This window comes from Xenorhabdus poinarii G6 (genome assembly GCF_000968175.1).
Classification (GTDB): Bacteria; Pseudomonadota; Gammaproteobacteria; order Enterobacterales; family Enterobacteriaceae; genus Xenorhabdus; species Xenorhabdus poinarii.
In genome coordinates this window covers 2,796,649-2,812,522 of sequence record NZ_FO704551.1, presented here as the reverse complement: position 1 = coordinate 2,812,522, position 15,874 = coordinate 2,796,649, and the positions used below count along the sequence as shown (strand labels likewise).

The following is a 15,874-nucleotide window of genomic DNA, read 5'->3' as shown; positions in this document are numbered from 1 at the left end:
GTGGTGGAACATGGCTAAAGTAGAAGTTGATTGTCGTTATTGTCACAAATCAGAAGATGTTAAAGGACATGGAAAAGGTCATAGAGGTTATCCCCGCTACCGCTGCTATGCCTGCAGTAAAGTCTTTCAGTTGGCATACACCTATCAAGCTTGCAAACCGGGAGTCAAAGAGCAGATTATTGATATGGCGATGAATAACAGCGGCATCCGTGACACGGCCCGCGTATTGAAGGTGGCAACAGCTACTGTGATGAAAACGCTTAAAAACTCAACCCCCGGAACGTGACGACGCTTCCTCTTGACGGGGATGACATTCATCTTATCTGTGAAGTGGATGAGCAGTGGTCGTTTGTGGGGAGTAAGAAAAATCAGCGCTGGCTCTGGTATGCCTGGGAGCCGCGTATGAAACGGATAGTGGCACATACTTTTGGGGATCGCAGCAGAAAAACATGGGAAAAACTACTGGCACTCTTGTCACCCTTTAATATCCGGTTTTACTGTACGGATGATTATGCCGTTTATGATTGTCTTCCTGAAGAAGTCCATCTTACTGGAAAGATATTTACCCAACGTATAGAGAGAACCAACCTTACCCATCGTACCCGAATAAAAAGGCTGAATAGAAAAACAATCGGTTATTCCAAATCTGAAGAAATGCACGATAAAGTGATAGGCACTTTCATTGAGCGTGAAAACTATATTTAGTGATCCTTCTAACCATTTAATACACGACCAGCTTCGGAACGTTCTTCTATGAGAGGTAACATAATAACAGTGGAATCAGAACGGCCTCAACTTACTTGCCGTCAATGGTGTGTTGCTGGTGGTGGATTAATTGGTGGTTTCATGGCTATTTTGGATATTCAAATCACCAATTCATCAATGAAAGTGATTCAAGGGGCATTATCTGCTAGTTTGGATGAAAGTTCGTGGTTGATAACTTCATATTTTACATCAGAGATCATTGCTATTCCTCTATGTGGCTGGCTTTGCCAGATTTTGGGAACGGGACGCTATGCCCTATGGTGCATTGTCGGATTTTTAAGTACATCATTGCTTTGTTCCTTTGCGTGGAATCTCAATTCAATGATTCTTTTTCGTACATTACAAGGATTTTGCGGTGGTGCACTGATTCCTATTTCATTTCGTTTGATTATTGAATTTTTTCCACAGGAAAAACGTCCATTAGGTATGTCATTGTTTAGTATTATCAGCACATTTGCTCCTGCTGTTGGGCCTGCACTAGGAGGGTGGTTAACCGACAAATTGTCTTGGCACGCGATATTTTATATTAACGCAATTCCTGCATTATTATCATATATATTAATTAGTTATTCTCTAAAATATCAAAAAATTAATTGGAATGCTATTCGAACAGGTGATTTTGTTGGTGTTTTTTCTATGATGTTATGTTTAGGGGCATTGATAGTTGTTTTAGAAAAAGGTAGTATGCTAAATTGGTTTGAATCTGACATGATTTGCATTTTAACTATTATATCTACGATTGGTTTAATTGTGTTTATATATAATCAGTTTACTTATCAATATCCGTTAATAAATATTAAATTGTTTAGGGATTTTTATTTTTCATTTTCTCTTTTCATTTTTTCAATGTTTGGGTTATCGATTTATGGTACATTATTTTTGGTATCCTATTACTTGACTAGAGTATATGATTATAATGCATCACAAATTGGTAGTATGGTGATTTGGATGGGATTTCCACAATTAATTATTCTACCATTTATTCCTTTTTTGGTGAAAAGATTCAATCTAAAGTATCTAATTTGTATTGGCTTTTCTGGATTAGCAATTAGTGCTTTTATGAATAGTAGTATGAATGGGGATTTTTCTGAATCACAGATGATTTGGTCAATGCTGATACGTGCACTGGGACAACCGTTTATTATGGTTCCACTTTCTTTATTAGCCACTCGCCATATACAGCAAAGAGATAGCACTTCCTCTGCTGTCTTAATAAATGTTTTTCGTAGTTTGGGTGGTTCATGCGGTATTGCTATGTTGACCACATTTTTTATTTCGCGTTTCAATACCCATTTTTATGATATTAAAACATCTCTAATATCTAGTAGTGGTGTATTTACTTATTATCTTAACAGTGTCAAAAACCTGATGATTCATCATGGATTAGAATCTGATACACAGGATGTGAAACATACAGCTATTGCTATATTGGAGAAGAATATAGTGCAGCAAGCTGAAATTATGGCTTTCAACGATTTGTTTTTGATCATGGGAGGAATAATGCTGATTACAGTTTTTTTAGTATTATTTTCTACTTATGATTTTTACTTGCATTTGGCTAAGAAGGAATCATAATGAATCAACAAAAACCAATGACTATTTGGCATTACTTATTATCACGTGATGGGGTAATGACCATTATTATTCCTATTGTTCTTTACAATATCATGTTCTGGATAATGGGAGTTGGTATTGCTGTGCTGACAGTTGTCCTTTATTCTGGTGTAGTACAGTTGGTTAGCCGACAGAGAGGCTCTTTATCCATTGTTGTTTTAATAGTGGTGTCAGGGGGCAGTCACTATCTTTACCTTCATGGGTATACTTTGTTCAACATTAGTGAAGAAAATGTTTTTTTATCTGTCAGTGGTGCTCTTACTGTAGTAGTGGTATTTAGTTTTTATTCCTTAATCAGATTGCCAATCATCCAGATAATAGCTGAGCAAGCTATGCCGAGATTGAAGAGCATTCCTGCTTATGGTACAGCGTTGTATACCAGAGTTTGGCATGAAGTTACAGTAGCTTGGATTTTGGTCTTTTCATTGAAAGCAATGGGGATCTATATTCTTTCTCGTCAAAGCAATATACCTATTGATATAATTATTTTTATTAGTGGCTGGCCATTAACATTTTTAATGATATTGTTTAGTTTTCGGTGGGCAAAATATCGTTGGAAATCTAATGCGTATAATAAACACTGTAAGTAGTAAGTGAAAGTTATTAAATAATATATTAAGTTTTTGTTTTATTAAGCTATGTTTTATTCTGGCTTGTAATATTTAATTGTTATAAGTGTGAGTTTTTTATAAACCATAGATACTTTAAAAGTAAATCATAGGAAATAGCATGATGAAAAGCATTAGAATAATTATCATTGCTTTTGTTTTGTCTCTAGTGGTCTTTTATTTTTATTGGTATTTTTATTGGCGTTTTTTTCAAACTACAAATAATGCTTATGTGCAAGCGGATATTACAAATGTTAATTCCCATTTAAGTGCCATAGTAATGGAATCTAACATTCAGGATAACCATAAAGTGAAAAAAGGTGACTTTTTGGTACAGTTAAATAAGAGTGAATTTATGCTAAATAAACAAAAAGCTATGGCAAAATTGGAACAGAATGAAAGCACATTAATTAATGCACAGGCAAGCTACAAAATGCAACAGAATGTAGTTGAAGAATATCGTAATAGTTTAATTTCGACAAAAGTGAGTTTAAAATATGAGTATCAAAAACTTGAACGTTTTTGGATTTTAAAAAAAAGACATTATGTTTCTCAAAATGATTTAGATGATGCTATTTCGAATTATAAAATCGCTACATCTAAGTATCATGAAGCACAAGCAAAGCTAAGAACACAAATTAGCAAACTTGTTGTACAAGAGAGTAAAATTAAACAAGCTAAAGCCACTATACGGCAGGCCGTAGTTTCTTTAAATCAAGCGGAACTTATGTTGAACTATACACGGATAGTTGCACCAAGGGATGGAGTGATCGCTAACCGTAGCATACAAGTTGGTGGGATGATTCAAGCAGGACAAAGCATTGCCAATATTGTATCTAATCAAACACCATGGATACGAGCCAATTTTAAGGAAACGCAAATTTCACGTATGCATAAAGGCCAACCAGTAAAAGTTTCTATTGATGCTTATCCTGATAAAATTTTTCCGGCAAAGGTAGATAGTATTTCACCTGCGACTGGAGCTACTTTTGCCTTACTTCCCCCAAATAATGCGACTGGAAATTTTACAAAGATAGTTCAACGAGTATCAGTAAAGATAGTCTTTGATCTGCCAGAAGAAATTGATAGTGGATTATCTGCCACGGTAACGGTGGATACTCGTTCATAGGGAGGGGATTCAAATGTTTTAGAAAATGAAATGGGTGCTGCTGAGTTAACATATTAGGTGTACAGACGAGATGTAGGAAGGTGGAAATTATCTATGATAAATTTGTTGTTAAATAAGTCAGAACATTTTAGGAGATTGAACTTGTTAATGTGATGAATCGCGATGAATTTGTTATTCTCATTCAGAAAATAATGACTCCCTTCCTTAACACAACTTATCATCAAACAAAAAGTTGACCCCGTTTAACCCAACCGATACAGTATTTAACTGTAACTACGTATGATCCATCGCCTGTAAGGATCACCGATTAGATGGCGAAACAAAACTCCCGTAGCCTGCAAGGGAGTGCATCACAATGCGGTACATCTGCGCACTTTTGGAAGCAGATATCGTCGGGTAAATAACCCACTGTCCGGCGATGAAAGTTATCCGGTGTTATGAACAATCGGCTTACCACACAATACGGGCAGAACCTTCTTTGCTTCGATCCGAATGAGGTATGACATTAACCCACGTTTTAAGTCACGCACGATAAACGTTCTGAATCCTGTACAGTGATGGCACATCAGGATCAGATGACGTCAATATTTTCAGCGTCCACAGCAGTGCGGCGTCACTTGCGTAAACGCAGCGCGATTACCAAGTGACGCCGTCAGGCGACCAACGTCCAGAACACGCCCGGCCTGCCTTTACGACCGATTTGATCCCCGAATTACCCAGTGAAACCGCGAAAAAGAGGCCATTAACTGACATTCTGCCTGTACGATGCTCTTTAACTAGTCAGGCACTCCACCATTTAGTTGCTCATCAAACGGTAAAGAATTCAGACGAGCCAACTCCTCAAAAGTCAGAGTATGACTCCGCGGTTTCTCGTTTTCTCCAAGCTCTGCAATACGCAGTTTCAGTGGCATCGGGCAAACCACGCCGCTGAATATACAGGTGCCGGTTGCAAGCGTTGGAATTGATTCCTCAGTAAGATGATCAATATAAGAAACTGACTTCTCGATTGCGTAGAGATCGTTTTGGTTTATCAGTCGGTGAATGAAGTAGTTATGCGCCTGAGAAATAATTGTCGGGGATATATCGTTTGGACGCTGACTGGAAATAGTTACAAAAACGCCAAACTTCCTGCCTTCTTTGATTATTTCCTCAAATGTTTCGAGCCTGTAATCCTTCCAGTTTTCAGATTCACGGTATGATGCACTGGAAAGTATATTATGCGCCTCATCGATAATTAGATGTAGTGTAGACGGAATCTGGCTTGATTTTTTTACCGAGTAAGCCCACTTTGCCAGCAGTAAGGGTAAAGTTTTTTTCATGGTGAGATTGACCATGTTCAAATTCAATACGACAAAATTTTTAGTTTTCCAGAGATCATCACCGGCTGAGGTATCAAATATTTTCCTTATATCCTTGCGTATCCCGCGCATTCTGTTGATGACCGGAGAAAGATGTTCAGGATTTGAGCGGTTGGACAGATATTCGATGATCAACTGCAGATACATGTAATCTAGCATTTCTTCCATAAGGTCATCAGGAAATTTATAGGCCTCAGCTTTATGGTACATATTACACTGTCGTGTATCTTCTTCTTTATTGAAATGAATACCAGAATTCGTTCGCCATACTCCCCCATTTTTAAAATAAAAATTAATGTCAGCGGTGAGATTTTCATCCTTTAATACTGGACGGAATAAATCAATGAGATCATCGCTTTTCTTCTTTTCACATCTGAAAAGAGTTTCAGTCACCCGTCTTGTTAGAATTCCGCGAAAATAAGCCTGAGGATTTTCTTTTGCTTCAACATACTGCCTGAATTCAAGAACGCGCTTCAGAAAAGGCTTCTGCGTTTTATCTGTCGCATCTGTCAGCACGGAGAGAATTTCATGTTCAAGTAACACACCCGCAGGCATCGGTATACGATCGCCGTCATTACGATGTGTGTTAAGGTTATATACAACCTTGTCACGCGTGATGCAGTCCTCCCAGCCGTATTCACCATTAAAATCAAGCAGTATAAAGCGTGCCTGTTGTTTAAAACCCTCGCCAAGTAGCTCACCCAGCGCTTTATAGCCGTGCTGGTAAAGGGCAGCGAGCGTATTTGATTTCCCGCTGCCCGTATTACCGAAAATAGCAATGTGTGAATTGAGTAGGCCACTGACCGGAAGGGTGATATCAATATCCTCCAGATCTGTACGCGAGAATTGCAGTCCGCCCTTACTTGCATCTGTAATGGAGTGAATAAGCTGAAGGGTTTCTTCAGTAAGAATGAAGGCCTCGTTACCTATCAAAGGGAGCTCGCGCGTCCCGCCCGTGAACCTACCGTAGCGATCAATGTATCCTGAAAGGGTAGCAGTCAGATATCTACGATAACGCAGCGAATCACTTCCGCTGCCGGAAGAGGGCTTTTCTTCGACGATTTTTTCAGTTTCCACTTTAGCAATTAGGCTCACAAATCCTTTTTTTATTTCAATGAAACTACCTACTGAAACATTTTTGAGTACTTTCCCGTGAAAAAAAAGATCGCTGAGATTTTTGTTTTTATCAACCAGTACGCTCACCGTTCTGCCTGATACCTCACAGACCTCTCCGATTCTTAATATTGCCTCTTCATTAACAAGAGCGAACGTCATTTCCTCTCTCCTAAAAAACAGGTAATAATTTCAGTCAGTTTCGAAAAGTCGAGGGAAACACCAGGAGTATAAACCACGTCGACATTTGAGTAATCACTAAATTTATCAATGAAATGGAAGCGTGCAGCGTCATCATAAGCAAAAATAACAATCTTTAGCGTAGCATTGCGTAAAGCTTTTTTCGTAAGCGTTTCAATATGTTCATCCGCAAACGAAAAGCCGAAAACTACCAGTAACGTGCCTTCCTTATCCAGTTCATTGGCGTAAGTGCGCAGCAAATCGTAATAGATATTGTCCAACACAGTTTCACGGAATTTGTCTTTTCTTGGAAGAACAAGCTGATGCGAAGTGACCCACTCCTGCCTTTTAACTAGGCTGTCAAAAGACGTCGGCTTAAACTCCTTAATTGAGTAATATATATTTTTTTCAAAACTATGCCAGGAGAGGGAACCATGAAGTTTTATCAGATTAACGGTAGGTAGTTCTACGCTGTAATTATACAGATTTCCGGTGGCATGGATCGTTTGATAAAAGCATTTTGCATCAAATATCATTCGATTATAGATATCGGCACGCTGGCGGAAGCCATCGTTAAGAATAATATTGTTGTTGGTAACCGCTGCATTCTCAATAAACAGGTCATAGTTGGTCGTAAATAAATTAATCCTACGAGGTAACAGCCCTGTTCGTCGCCGTGTCAGGAGCATTTCAAGCGCCCGCATAAACTTTGTATAGTTACACTGAGTCACCTTAACCTCTTGCGCGATATCTGGGAGGAGTTCTTCACTAGGCTGGTTTCGTTTGAGAAGAACATTATTTGCCCTCCATATGTCGCTGAGAAATTCTTCTGCTTTGTTGAAGTATTCTTCATCATTCTCTGACCGCACAAGGGCTTCGAGTTCATTCTCAATATCACCAAGAACTTTAATTGCAGGAAGGGAAGCGCCTGAGCCGATAAGAAAATTGATGTTAGCAGACTGGAAAATTCGCTCGAAAAACTCCCGATCTCTGTCCTGACCGTAGTACGCCCGCTGAAGAGCCATGCTATGCTGTTCCTTATGTGTGATGGATAAAAATCATCCTACATACTACGACATCGCATGTATAATGTTTATATGTTATTGGTATGGGATGATGACTCAGATAAGCAAACCGGTATTCAGTCTGACCGGAGGCTCCACAAGTTCCTTTAGCGTCTAGGTCGATCTCCTATAAAAATAGTCCTGATGTGACCAATTTTAGTTGGCGCCTTGGCAAGCTTCCATCGCAATGAGGGTATTGAGCGGAAACGCCCTGAGCGTATCCAGCAATTTTTGCCGTGAGATTTTTTTATTCCAGGCCACAGAGTTATCCGTTAACCAGACACAGACTTGGAAAACGTTTTTGGCGAGATCAATGCCCACCACTTTAATTGTGTTCATGAGAGGATCTCCCGAAATGCAATATACTCAGTATCAAGTTAAAGATGACACTGTCAGCCACTGAAGAAGGGAACGTCCATCACATCAATTGATGCTTTGATTAAGTGAGAGATAACGACATATTAAATTAAAGTGGGATAAGAATGGGTTGCTAAGCTTGATGAGTGGTCTGAATAGGTAGACAATAGAAACCGGATCTAGATATGTCTAATTAAGTATATAGATAAATTAGGATGTGGACAGTACGGATGCTTTTTGAATATGCCCTTCATAATGATTCAAACACAATAGTTCACGTAGATTCAGTGCCGAACGGAAAGCGCTGTAACTGTGTTTGTAAGCACTGTGGTGATACCCTCATTGCAAGGAATAATGGGAAAATCGTCGCACACCACTTTTCTCATACTACAAAGGAAGAAAGCCGTGACTGTCGAATGACGCAGTTACATATAGCGATGCAGCTACATTTTTCTTCGCTATCTGAAATTACTCTTCCAGCAAATGAGATAACCATCGACAAAACAGATATCGTCATTTCTGACCTAACAACTGAAGTTAAAAAGTCAGTACTAGAATATAGGATCGGGCCCTACCTGGCAGACGTATATCTTGCGACAGATACTGGCGATGTAGCTATTGAAGTTTGTGTTACTCACAAATGTGATGAGGATAAAGAACGGTATTACATTGACCAACAGATTGATTCAATTGAGTACTACTTTCCTCTTGCTAAAGGTAATAGCATCTCTGAATGGATCTCTCTAGTAAGAAATAATCTCGTTGAATACAAATGGATTTATCACTCAGAACTTGAAATTAAGAAAATCGAGTATTTTAAACAGATAGAAGAAGAGAAAAGGAATAAAAAGGCAGAAAGAAGAAACAGGGCTTTATCATCGCTTCGGAAGGCCATATCTAGCAAAAAAATTCACTTACCCAATATACATAAAGAGATGGAGTATATTTATGCAGGACAATCTTATAAAGAAAGACTGTTGATCTATTCCAAAAGGAATATAACCTGTGACAAGGTTTTACTTTGTTATGAATCAAGTGACTATGCGGTAATCGAAGGATATAGTAATAATCGTGTGATATCGATTATCTATTCTTTTACCGAAGAGATATTTACTCTAAATTATCAAGATGACAGAAGTATAGTTTGTCGTCATTATTCAAATGAATCGAATGCATCAAAGTGGACTTGGATTAAGCATCCATCATTATCCGCGAAATTTAATAAAATAAAGTTACAATTCATATCTGATTGCAAGCATGTCTATCATAAAAGAGTAAGGTCAGTATATCTAAAGGGTGAGGTGACCAAACTCGCATCCGAATACTTAGATAACCGTCAATGTTACTTTAATCGGGACTATCAGAAATGGAAAAGATGGATGATTAACAAAGAGTTATTTATACCTAGCCAAAATAAAAAAAATCCTTCATTCCCTGATATCTTGAAGAAGAGGGAGTATCGCATGCTCTGGCCATTCCAAGCATTGGATATAATAGTGTTAAGTCATTTAGCAGAAATGGTGGATGCTTACCCTGTTAGCCAGAAGATATATTATCACGATTTATTTATTGAACTCGCAGGAAAATATGATTTATCAGAACAATATCGATACCTATCGAAAGAGTTTAAAGATTTAAATACTTCAATTACTACCTTTGATTCACTTGTTGATGAAGATAGAATAATTCAAGATGCATTATCTACCCTTGACTCACTTATTGCTGAAGATAGGATGATTCAAGATGCATTAACACCCTTTGCTAAGATGGGTATCATTTCTGTTAGCAAGAATCACTTAATAAGAAAAGGTTCTCTTATATTAGCACTAGTAATTTAGCCTCATGTTATTTATATGCTATCTACTGATTTTTTTACAAGCATTTAGAACAAAATGCTGCAATTCTATACAGAGCTAGGGGTAGGGCTGCTCTCACTGCTAAGCTGAGCTGCCCCGCATTGAGTTCGAGTAATCAGATGACACTTGCTGAATACGAAAACCAATATTATCAACGGCTCGGAAGTATCTAGATTATCCGTGGTGATTCAACCAGTGTTCGTCGCGAACACCAAAAACCATATTCGACCAATGCTTTGTAATATTACAGATTTTAAAGTAATGCGCCTCACTAGCTTTATTGTCTACCGAGCGACGCCAGTCGATAAAATCAGTATTGCCAGAGGCAATAGGTAATTTAGTTAGATAATTTTGTATTCCAAGCTTTAGCCCTGCAGCCGGATCGTGCCGGTCTGCACACAGACCGTGCTCTAATGAAGTAGCTTCGATACTCACAAGCCTGAAAGCATGGGAAGGGTAACTATTCACCTGAGAGTCATTAGTCATGGGACTGCGATAATGTAAAGCCCAGAAATATGCAGCTACGGCATAGAGGCAGTATGCGAAGTTTGTCACTTCCATAGCACTTCGTGAATCCGAATCAATAGCAGGTAGCCTTAATTCCGGGAAAAAATCGTATTTACGTTCGTTCACCATGAACTGAAACGCAAAGGTATCAGCAACGATTTCCCTGACATGACCTGCAATCCGATCAGCAAGTATTTTATCATCCCCCTCATCAACAGCGCGGTGAATGAAAAAACTATCAGATGTGGTTGGTGTATCTCCCTTTTTGTTAAGCGTTCTTCTCTCACCATGTAAGTTATGGAAATGACCAATCTCATGGAGAACCAGGAATACGAACAACGTTTCAACGAATTCATTAAAAACTAGACGGTAGTCTGGCTCCCATAACCACCAGGACTTCTCATTTTTCCATTCAAACTCGCCACCCTGCAACCAACTGCCCATATTATTTTCCCAAGGCATAAATCTTTTTGTGGCTGGCTCTCTCTGACGACATTCAACGCCGGTCATCATAGATGCCGTACGAAATATGTACTCCAGCATCCCTTTGTAGACCAGAACGATATGATGGGTATGAACAGCGGCAGCCTGAACTCGCTGACTTTCCACAAGATAAAAACTTGAATCTCCTGGAATATAATTTTTGGTCAGCCGGATCCCTATCGCGTTCAGTTTTTGATAAATATCATCCTCTGCATCTTCATAGTTGAAGAAAATTTCACCTGTTTTTGAGAACAGGTTTATCTGTATATAATCTTTCACCGACTCACTGTGTTCACTCACCTGCATTCCCCCTGATTAACTGGCTCCAAAATTAGATTATTTCAGAATAATATTGGAATGACCACGCCTCGTAGACATTCGCTGCCCTCACGGTGAGGACTTTTCGAAAGCTTCCGGACAGACGCTACCCAGATGACTGTGGCGTCGGGTCCGGTTTTCCGTTTTAGTTCCACGAACTTTTTGAGACAGCTAGTTGTTCAGCCATCACACAGACGATTTAATGGCCGAAGGCATTGGCACCGCTTTGGCAGTCGTCATTTTAGTTGATTGCTATGATTGATAAGAACAGGCAATGTCCGCTTCTCGCTCAAAGCAGATCACCCAATATCATTCAATGTGGTCACCTAAATTCCAACCTATCTCCCAACCTTATTTTCTGTCCCAGAAAATGAATTACCCATTGACCTGATGATGTCCGTTTATTAGCGTAGTCAGACTTATCGATGATCCGGTCGCTTGTAAGGATCACCTTCGGGCAGCGACAGCAATACTCCTGTAGCCTGCAAGGGAGTACACGACCGTGTGGTACATCTGCGCACCTTTGGAAGCAGATATCGTCAGTCTGATGACGATGAAGGTTGTTTAATTTTATCCATCATGGCCAGCCGGCCAGTCACCCAACGGGGAATACGTTTCCCATTGGGTCGGTGTTCTCCGTTTTTTATTCAGGAGAATACCATGCAACAAAATACACCCCCGACCACGGTGCACACTGCGCCCGTGTCTGAACATTCCCCTTTTGCTGACCTTTTTTCGCAAACCAGTTCACTGGAGCGGATGCTGTTGGAGCACACGTTCGTTAAAGCTGCCGCTGTGCTATGTGAAAACTATCGGCGTGATCGGTGGCAGTGCCGAAAGGTGTCAGATACTGTTGCTTATGTCGTACCAACACGGTCGGATGCATATGTTGTCAACGTCAATACAACGGGCTTTAACGGCGAAGTTTCTGCTGATACGTTCGGATTGATGGTGACCTTGACCGTATTAGGTTATCTGGCCGCACTCATGAAGCAAGGCGAGTATGCTGAGCAGTTTTGTAACCTGCGGGAATATGCGGCGTTACTGCATCCCCAGGCTCAGTGCATCCGGGCGGCTCTGGGCTTAAAAGGAGACTGTGATGCCAAATAATGCACACATTATGCTGGACAGTCTTGCGCTGTCGGCCGTATTTCCCGATAAGACCCCGCTGGAACGGTTGTTTCTGGGGTTCCTGCTGGCCAATACCGCGTCAACGTTATACGGCGATTACCAGCCTGAACAGTGGACGAGCCGACACGTGTCTGAGTCACTGATCTATCTGGTGCCGATGCGGGCAGAAACCTATTCTGTTTACCTGCCGGACACGCAATTAACGGTCACGCTCTCCGCGGATGCTTTCGGACTGGCGGTTACCTCAATCGTATTGGCCCGTGTTGTGGTGCTGGATGAACCGAATGAGGAAACGTATCGGTTCTGTGCATTGCAGGAGTACGCGCAGCAGCACCCTGAAAACGACCTGATAAGAATGGTCATGACACTGAAGCCTGAAGAAGCGGCTATCAGCCTGTCATTTATTCATAACAACAATAATCATCACTGACGTTATCAGCGCATGAGGCTGTTAACGCTTTTCTTAAGCGCCTGACCAGGGAAGCAAAAACACCTTCCCGGCCTCGGGCGGGTGTTTTCTTTATTTAACGTGAAATCAAGGAACACCATCATGAGCCCTATTTTTTTACCGGCACCGGATGATGCCGACACCGCAGTACATGAGGCATTGTTTACTGCGCAGGTAACCGGCCTGAGACAACATCCGACAGCGTCACAGCCATTGCTGACAGATACCCTGACGATAGGGGAAGCCTCCACCATTACAGAAGTGGTGCAACGCCTGAGGGTCATTCACATTTTGGGGGACTGGCCGGCACTGGAGACGTTATCCGGTCAGTGTGAGCGGGCTTTTTTTCCGCTGACCGTCATGATTGTTGACGCGCAGGACAGAAAAGTGCTCGGTGGCCGATTTGATGACGAAATTGTCTGGGCGCAGCCGGTCACGCTCACGTCGGAACGTTTGTCACTGAAACGACAGCAACAGCGATTATGTCAGGCTGCAATGCTTGAGCAGAGCTGGCAGAATGCGCCGGCGGCCCGTGCGTTATGGCATCAGGCGCATTTATTGTCACTGCATGGGGTTTCCTCCTGTTATCAGCAGTGCCATGAAGTGCGGGATATTCTCCGGTATGGCGTCTCCGTCAGTGTCTTTTCTGAGGTGACGTTATGACCACGTTACGTTTAACCGTCTGGCAGGTGATTGCGGCTGCCTTGCTGAAACGGCATTTTGGCCTGAGCCTGACCGATACGGTCCTGTGTGAAACCGACACGGTGGCAGCACTGATAGCCCGCGGTGTCCAGCCTTCAGAAGCCATTAACGAACTGGTGGATAAATACGACTTAATCCGGCTGAACACGCAGGTTATCCCGCGCAGTACGCCTTATCTGGATATCCACGATGAGCTGACGGTTATTTTTGACAGTGGTCTGGCTGACAGGCTATTCAGGCAGACCGGACAGTAATACTTTTTGTTCAATCTACCCATCGGGGGAATTGTGCCCCGACCGGGCGGTTCCTCCTGTTTATTTTTATCATTCAAGTGAGGAACTTAATTATGACAGAATGGTGCACCAATCAACTGGAAATCACCGGCAAATCCGTCTGTCTCGATGTAATGCAGCAGTGGGTCTGCGGGGAAGAAGTCCCCCGTTACCGTCAGGCGGTGTTACAAAGCCTGCGGTTATTTCTGGCGGGTTGTGCGGGAATACTGAAACCGACCAAACCACAAACCTACACCCCGTACCCGGCGCTGGTGCGCGGCACGGCGGTGCCAACGGCGCAGCATCTGGCCTTTGAACAGTGGTTGTTGTTGTTACAGAATAATGTGCCGTTGAATACGGACAATATTAAACGCATTGATAACCTGTATCGTCAGTCCGGTCTCAGCCTGATGTCCTGGGACAAGGTGCCGGAAGCGGCGCGTGATATTATCGCCCGTCTTCTGACCCGCCAGTATACCGACTGGTTCGGCATGGTGGGCTGGTCTGACACACCCGATATCGGGGCATGCTGGGATAAGCTGAATGCGTACCCGCAGGCGGCACAGCCCTGCGATATGCTGATGATTATGTCAACGAATCTGGCGACTGAAATCAACGGTAATAGCACGCTGCTGAAAGGCATTGCCACGACGGCGCAGTTTTACGAAGAACAATACGGAATGGAATGGCCGTTTGGCCACCATGTTCGCTGGGAACGCCGGAATGTCAGCAGCTTAACCATGCGTTTTGACTCCCCCTGGGCACCGCCTTCGGCCGAGTTGGTGGGCGAACTGTCATCGGTGTTTGACTGTGAAATCCGCCACTGGTACAGCGAAGCATCAGGAAGCCTCAAAGGCTACGATTGCTATGACCAGGGCGAGCATGTGGACAGTGGCAACGGGCAGTCAGGACGGGAGAACCGGCCTGCGCTTTATCTGGTCAACGATGAAAAGCGGGATATGAACCTGCCCGTATCGGCCATCGCCGTTGGGCAATAGCCATTCGTTTAACTCATCATTAATTTATTGTTTTATCTTCACTTCAACCGAAAGGGGAAACATTTTCCCTTTTCGGACGTGTTTTCCCCGTATTTTTTTTGCAAGGAAAACACGTTATGGCATCTCGACCCGATCATCAGAAAGAGTTTATTTCTCTGTTTAACCAGACGGCGCGTTACCACCGTCGTTATCAGGTCTTTCAGGATTTTTGTAATTGTGCAATGGCTGCGATTCACAATAAGTACAGTTATTGCGAGAAGCTGGAGCAGTACTACCTGAAAACCCACAAAAAGTACGAGCGGGAAGATGTTGACCGGATTGTAAAACTCTTTTCTTATACCGTGCTGGGACTGGCTCAGAGTCCTTGTGATTTTCTGGGCCGTGTGTTTATGCAGCTGAATTTGGGGGATAAAGCCCTCAATCAATTTTTCACCCCCTGGGAGATGGCCAGAATGATGGCGAAAATACAGTTGCAGGATGTCTCTATACTATTGCAGGAGAAACCCTTTGTAACACTGTATGAACCCGCCTGCGGGGCGGGCTGCATGACCCTGGCCGCCGCCGACGTCCTGAGAGAGCAGGGGCATGACCCGTTATGCAGCCTGTGGGTGTCCGCGATTGATATTGACCCGCTGGCGGCGGTGATGGCTTATATCCAGTTTTCGCTGACCGGCATACCGGCCGCCGTGACTATCGGTGATGCCTTACAGGATGGCGACAACAAACGGACCCGTTACACACCCGCCCATTATCTGGGCAACTGGTCAAGCCGTTTGCAGGCATATGAACAAGCCGCATGAACCTTTTTTCACATTGACTTTCTTTTCTTCCACTGGCGCCTTTCGGGGCGCTTTTTTTGTTTTTAAATGGCGTTAATACAATGAATTATGGTGAAAATTAAGCTGATTTTGTCAGTCAGGGGATGAACCGGGTCAGATTAATTTTCATTTTTGCAAAAAGAGTTGTTCCTT

The 15,874-nt window shown here is 42.2% G+C and carries 14 protein-coding genes and 1 pseudogene; 11 read left to right on the top strand and 4 right to left on the bottom strand.

Features of this window, described 5'->3' with window-relative positions; all coding sequences use genetic code 11:
- The first annotated feature begins 10 nt into the window (after positions 1-10).
- The 4 genes from XPG1_RS18085 (at position 11) to XPG1_RS13030 (ending at position 4,116) form a co-directional block, all read left to right on the top strand.
- Positions 11-705, top strand: a protein-coding gene (locus XPG1_RS18085; protein WP_157879417.1) for an IS1 family transposase whose coding sequence is annotated in 2 segments (ribosomal slippage) — positions 11-263 and positions 263-705 — 696 coding nt in all. Because the reading frame shifts where the segments join, the coding sequence is not laid out codon by codon here.
- A gap of 69 nt (positions 706-774) precedes the next feature.
- On the top strand, positions 775-2,340 hold the full coding sequence (locus tag XPG1_RS13040) for an MDR family MFS transporter (protein ID WP_231853022.1): 1,566 nt from the start codon (positions 775-777) through the stop codon (positions 2,338-2,340).
- On the top strand, positions 2,340-2,969 hold the full coding sequence (locus XPG1_RS13035; RefSeq protein ID WP_045959440.1) for a hypothetical protein: 630 nt from the start codon (positions 2,340-2,342) through the stop codon (positions 2,967-2,969). Before XPG1_RS13040 ends, XPG1_RS13035 begins: the two co-directional genes overlap by 1 nt.
- A gap of 139 nt (positions 2,970-3,108) precedes the next feature.
- A complete protein-coding gene (locus tag XPG1_RS13030) occupies positions 3,109-4,116 on the top strand; it encodes an HlyD family secretion protein (protein ID WP_231853021.1) in 1,008 nt (335 codons plus the stop codon).
- Positions 4,117-4,892: 776 nt separating this feature from the next.
- Here XPG1_RS13030 and XPG1_RS13025 read toward each other — a convergent pair.
- The 3 genes and pseudogenes from XPG1_RS13025 to XPG1_RS13015 form a co-directional block, all read right to left on the bottom strand.
- Positions 4,893-6,749, bottom strand: a complete 1,857-nt coding sequence (locus tag XPG1_RS13025; protein ID WP_045959439.1) for an ATP-binding protein — start codon at positions 6,747-6,749, stop codon at positions 4,893-4,895.
- Positions 6,746-7,792, bottom strand: a complete 1,047-nt coding sequence (locus XPG1_RS13020) for an SIR2 family protein (protein ID WP_045959438.1) — start codon at positions 7,790-7,792, stop codon at positions 6,746-6,748. The genes XPG1_RS13025 and XPG1_RS13020 overlap by 4 nt, the downstream gene beginning before the upstream one ends.
- Before the next feature lie 198 nt (positions 7,793-7,990).
- Positions 7,991-8,170: pseudogene (locus XPG1_RS13015) on the bottom strand (IS110 family transposase); the annotation flags it as partial.
- Between the two features lie 248 nt (positions 8,171-8,418).
- Between XPG1_RS13015 and XPG1_RS13010 the strand changes: the two are divergent.
- A complete protein-coding gene (locus tag XPG1_RS13010; RefSeq protein ID WP_045959436.1) occupies positions 8,419-10,026 on the top strand; it encodes a competence protein CoiA family protein in 1,608 nt (535 codons plus the stop codon).
- A 192-nt stretch (positions 10,027-10,218) separates the two neighbouring features.
- Here the strand turns inward: XPG1_RS13010 and XPG1_RS13005 are convergent, their stop codons facing one another.
- Positions 10,219-11,334, bottom strand: a complete 1,116-nt coding sequence (locus tag XPG1_RS13005; protein WP_155399078.1) for a hypothetical protein — start codon at positions 11,332-11,334, stop codon at positions 10,219-10,221.
- A 678-nt stretch (positions 11,335-12,012) separates the two neighbouring features.
- Here XPG1_RS13005 and XPG1_RS13000 point away from each other — a divergent pair.
- The 6 genes from XPG1_RS13000 to XPG1_RS12975 all read left to right on the top strand — a co-directional run bounded on the left by XPG1_RS13000 (position 12,013) and on the right by XPG1_RS12975 (position 15,703).
- Entirely contained in the window at positions 12,013-12,462 is a 450-nt protein-coding gene (locus XPG1_RS13000) for an antirestriction protein (protein WP_045960755.1), read from the top strand.
- Positions 12,452-12,913 carry an antirestriction protein gene (locus XPG1_RS12995; protein WP_045959434.1) on the top strand — a complete coding sequence of 154 codons (462 nt, stop codon included), beginning with the start codon at positions 12,452-12,454 and terminating at the stop codon, positions 12,911-12,913. The genes XPG1_RS13000 and XPG1_RS12995 overlap by 11 nt, the downstream gene beginning before the upstream one ends.
- Positions 12,914-13,033: 120 nt before the next feature.
- Positions 13,034-13,594 carry a hypothetical protein gene (locus XPG1_RS12990; RefSeq protein WP_045959433.1) on the top strand — a complete coding sequence of 187 codons (561 nt, stop codon included), beginning with the start codon at positions 13,034-13,036 and terminating at the stop codon, positions 13,592-13,594.
- Entirely contained in the window at positions 13,591-13,887 is a 297-nt protein-coding gene (locus XPG1_RS12985) for a TA system toxin CbtA family protein (RefSeq protein ID WP_045959432.1), read from the top strand. Before XPG1_RS12990 ends, XPG1_RS12985 begins: the two co-directional genes overlap by 4 nt.
- Positions 13,888-13,979: 92 nt before the next feature.
- A complete protein-coding gene (locus XPG1_RS12980) occupies positions 13,980-14,903 on the top strand; it encodes a DUF1281 domain-containing protein (protein ID WP_045959431.1) in 924 nt (307 codons plus the stop codon).
- Positions 14,904-15,019: 116 nt separating this feature from the next.
- Positions 15,020-15,703, top strand: a complete 684-nt coding sequence (locus XPG1_RS12975) for an N-6 DNA methylase (RefSeq protein WP_045959430.1) — start codon at positions 15,020-15,022, stop codon at positions 15,701-15,703.
- Positions 15,704-15,874 lie beyond the last annotated feature (171 nt).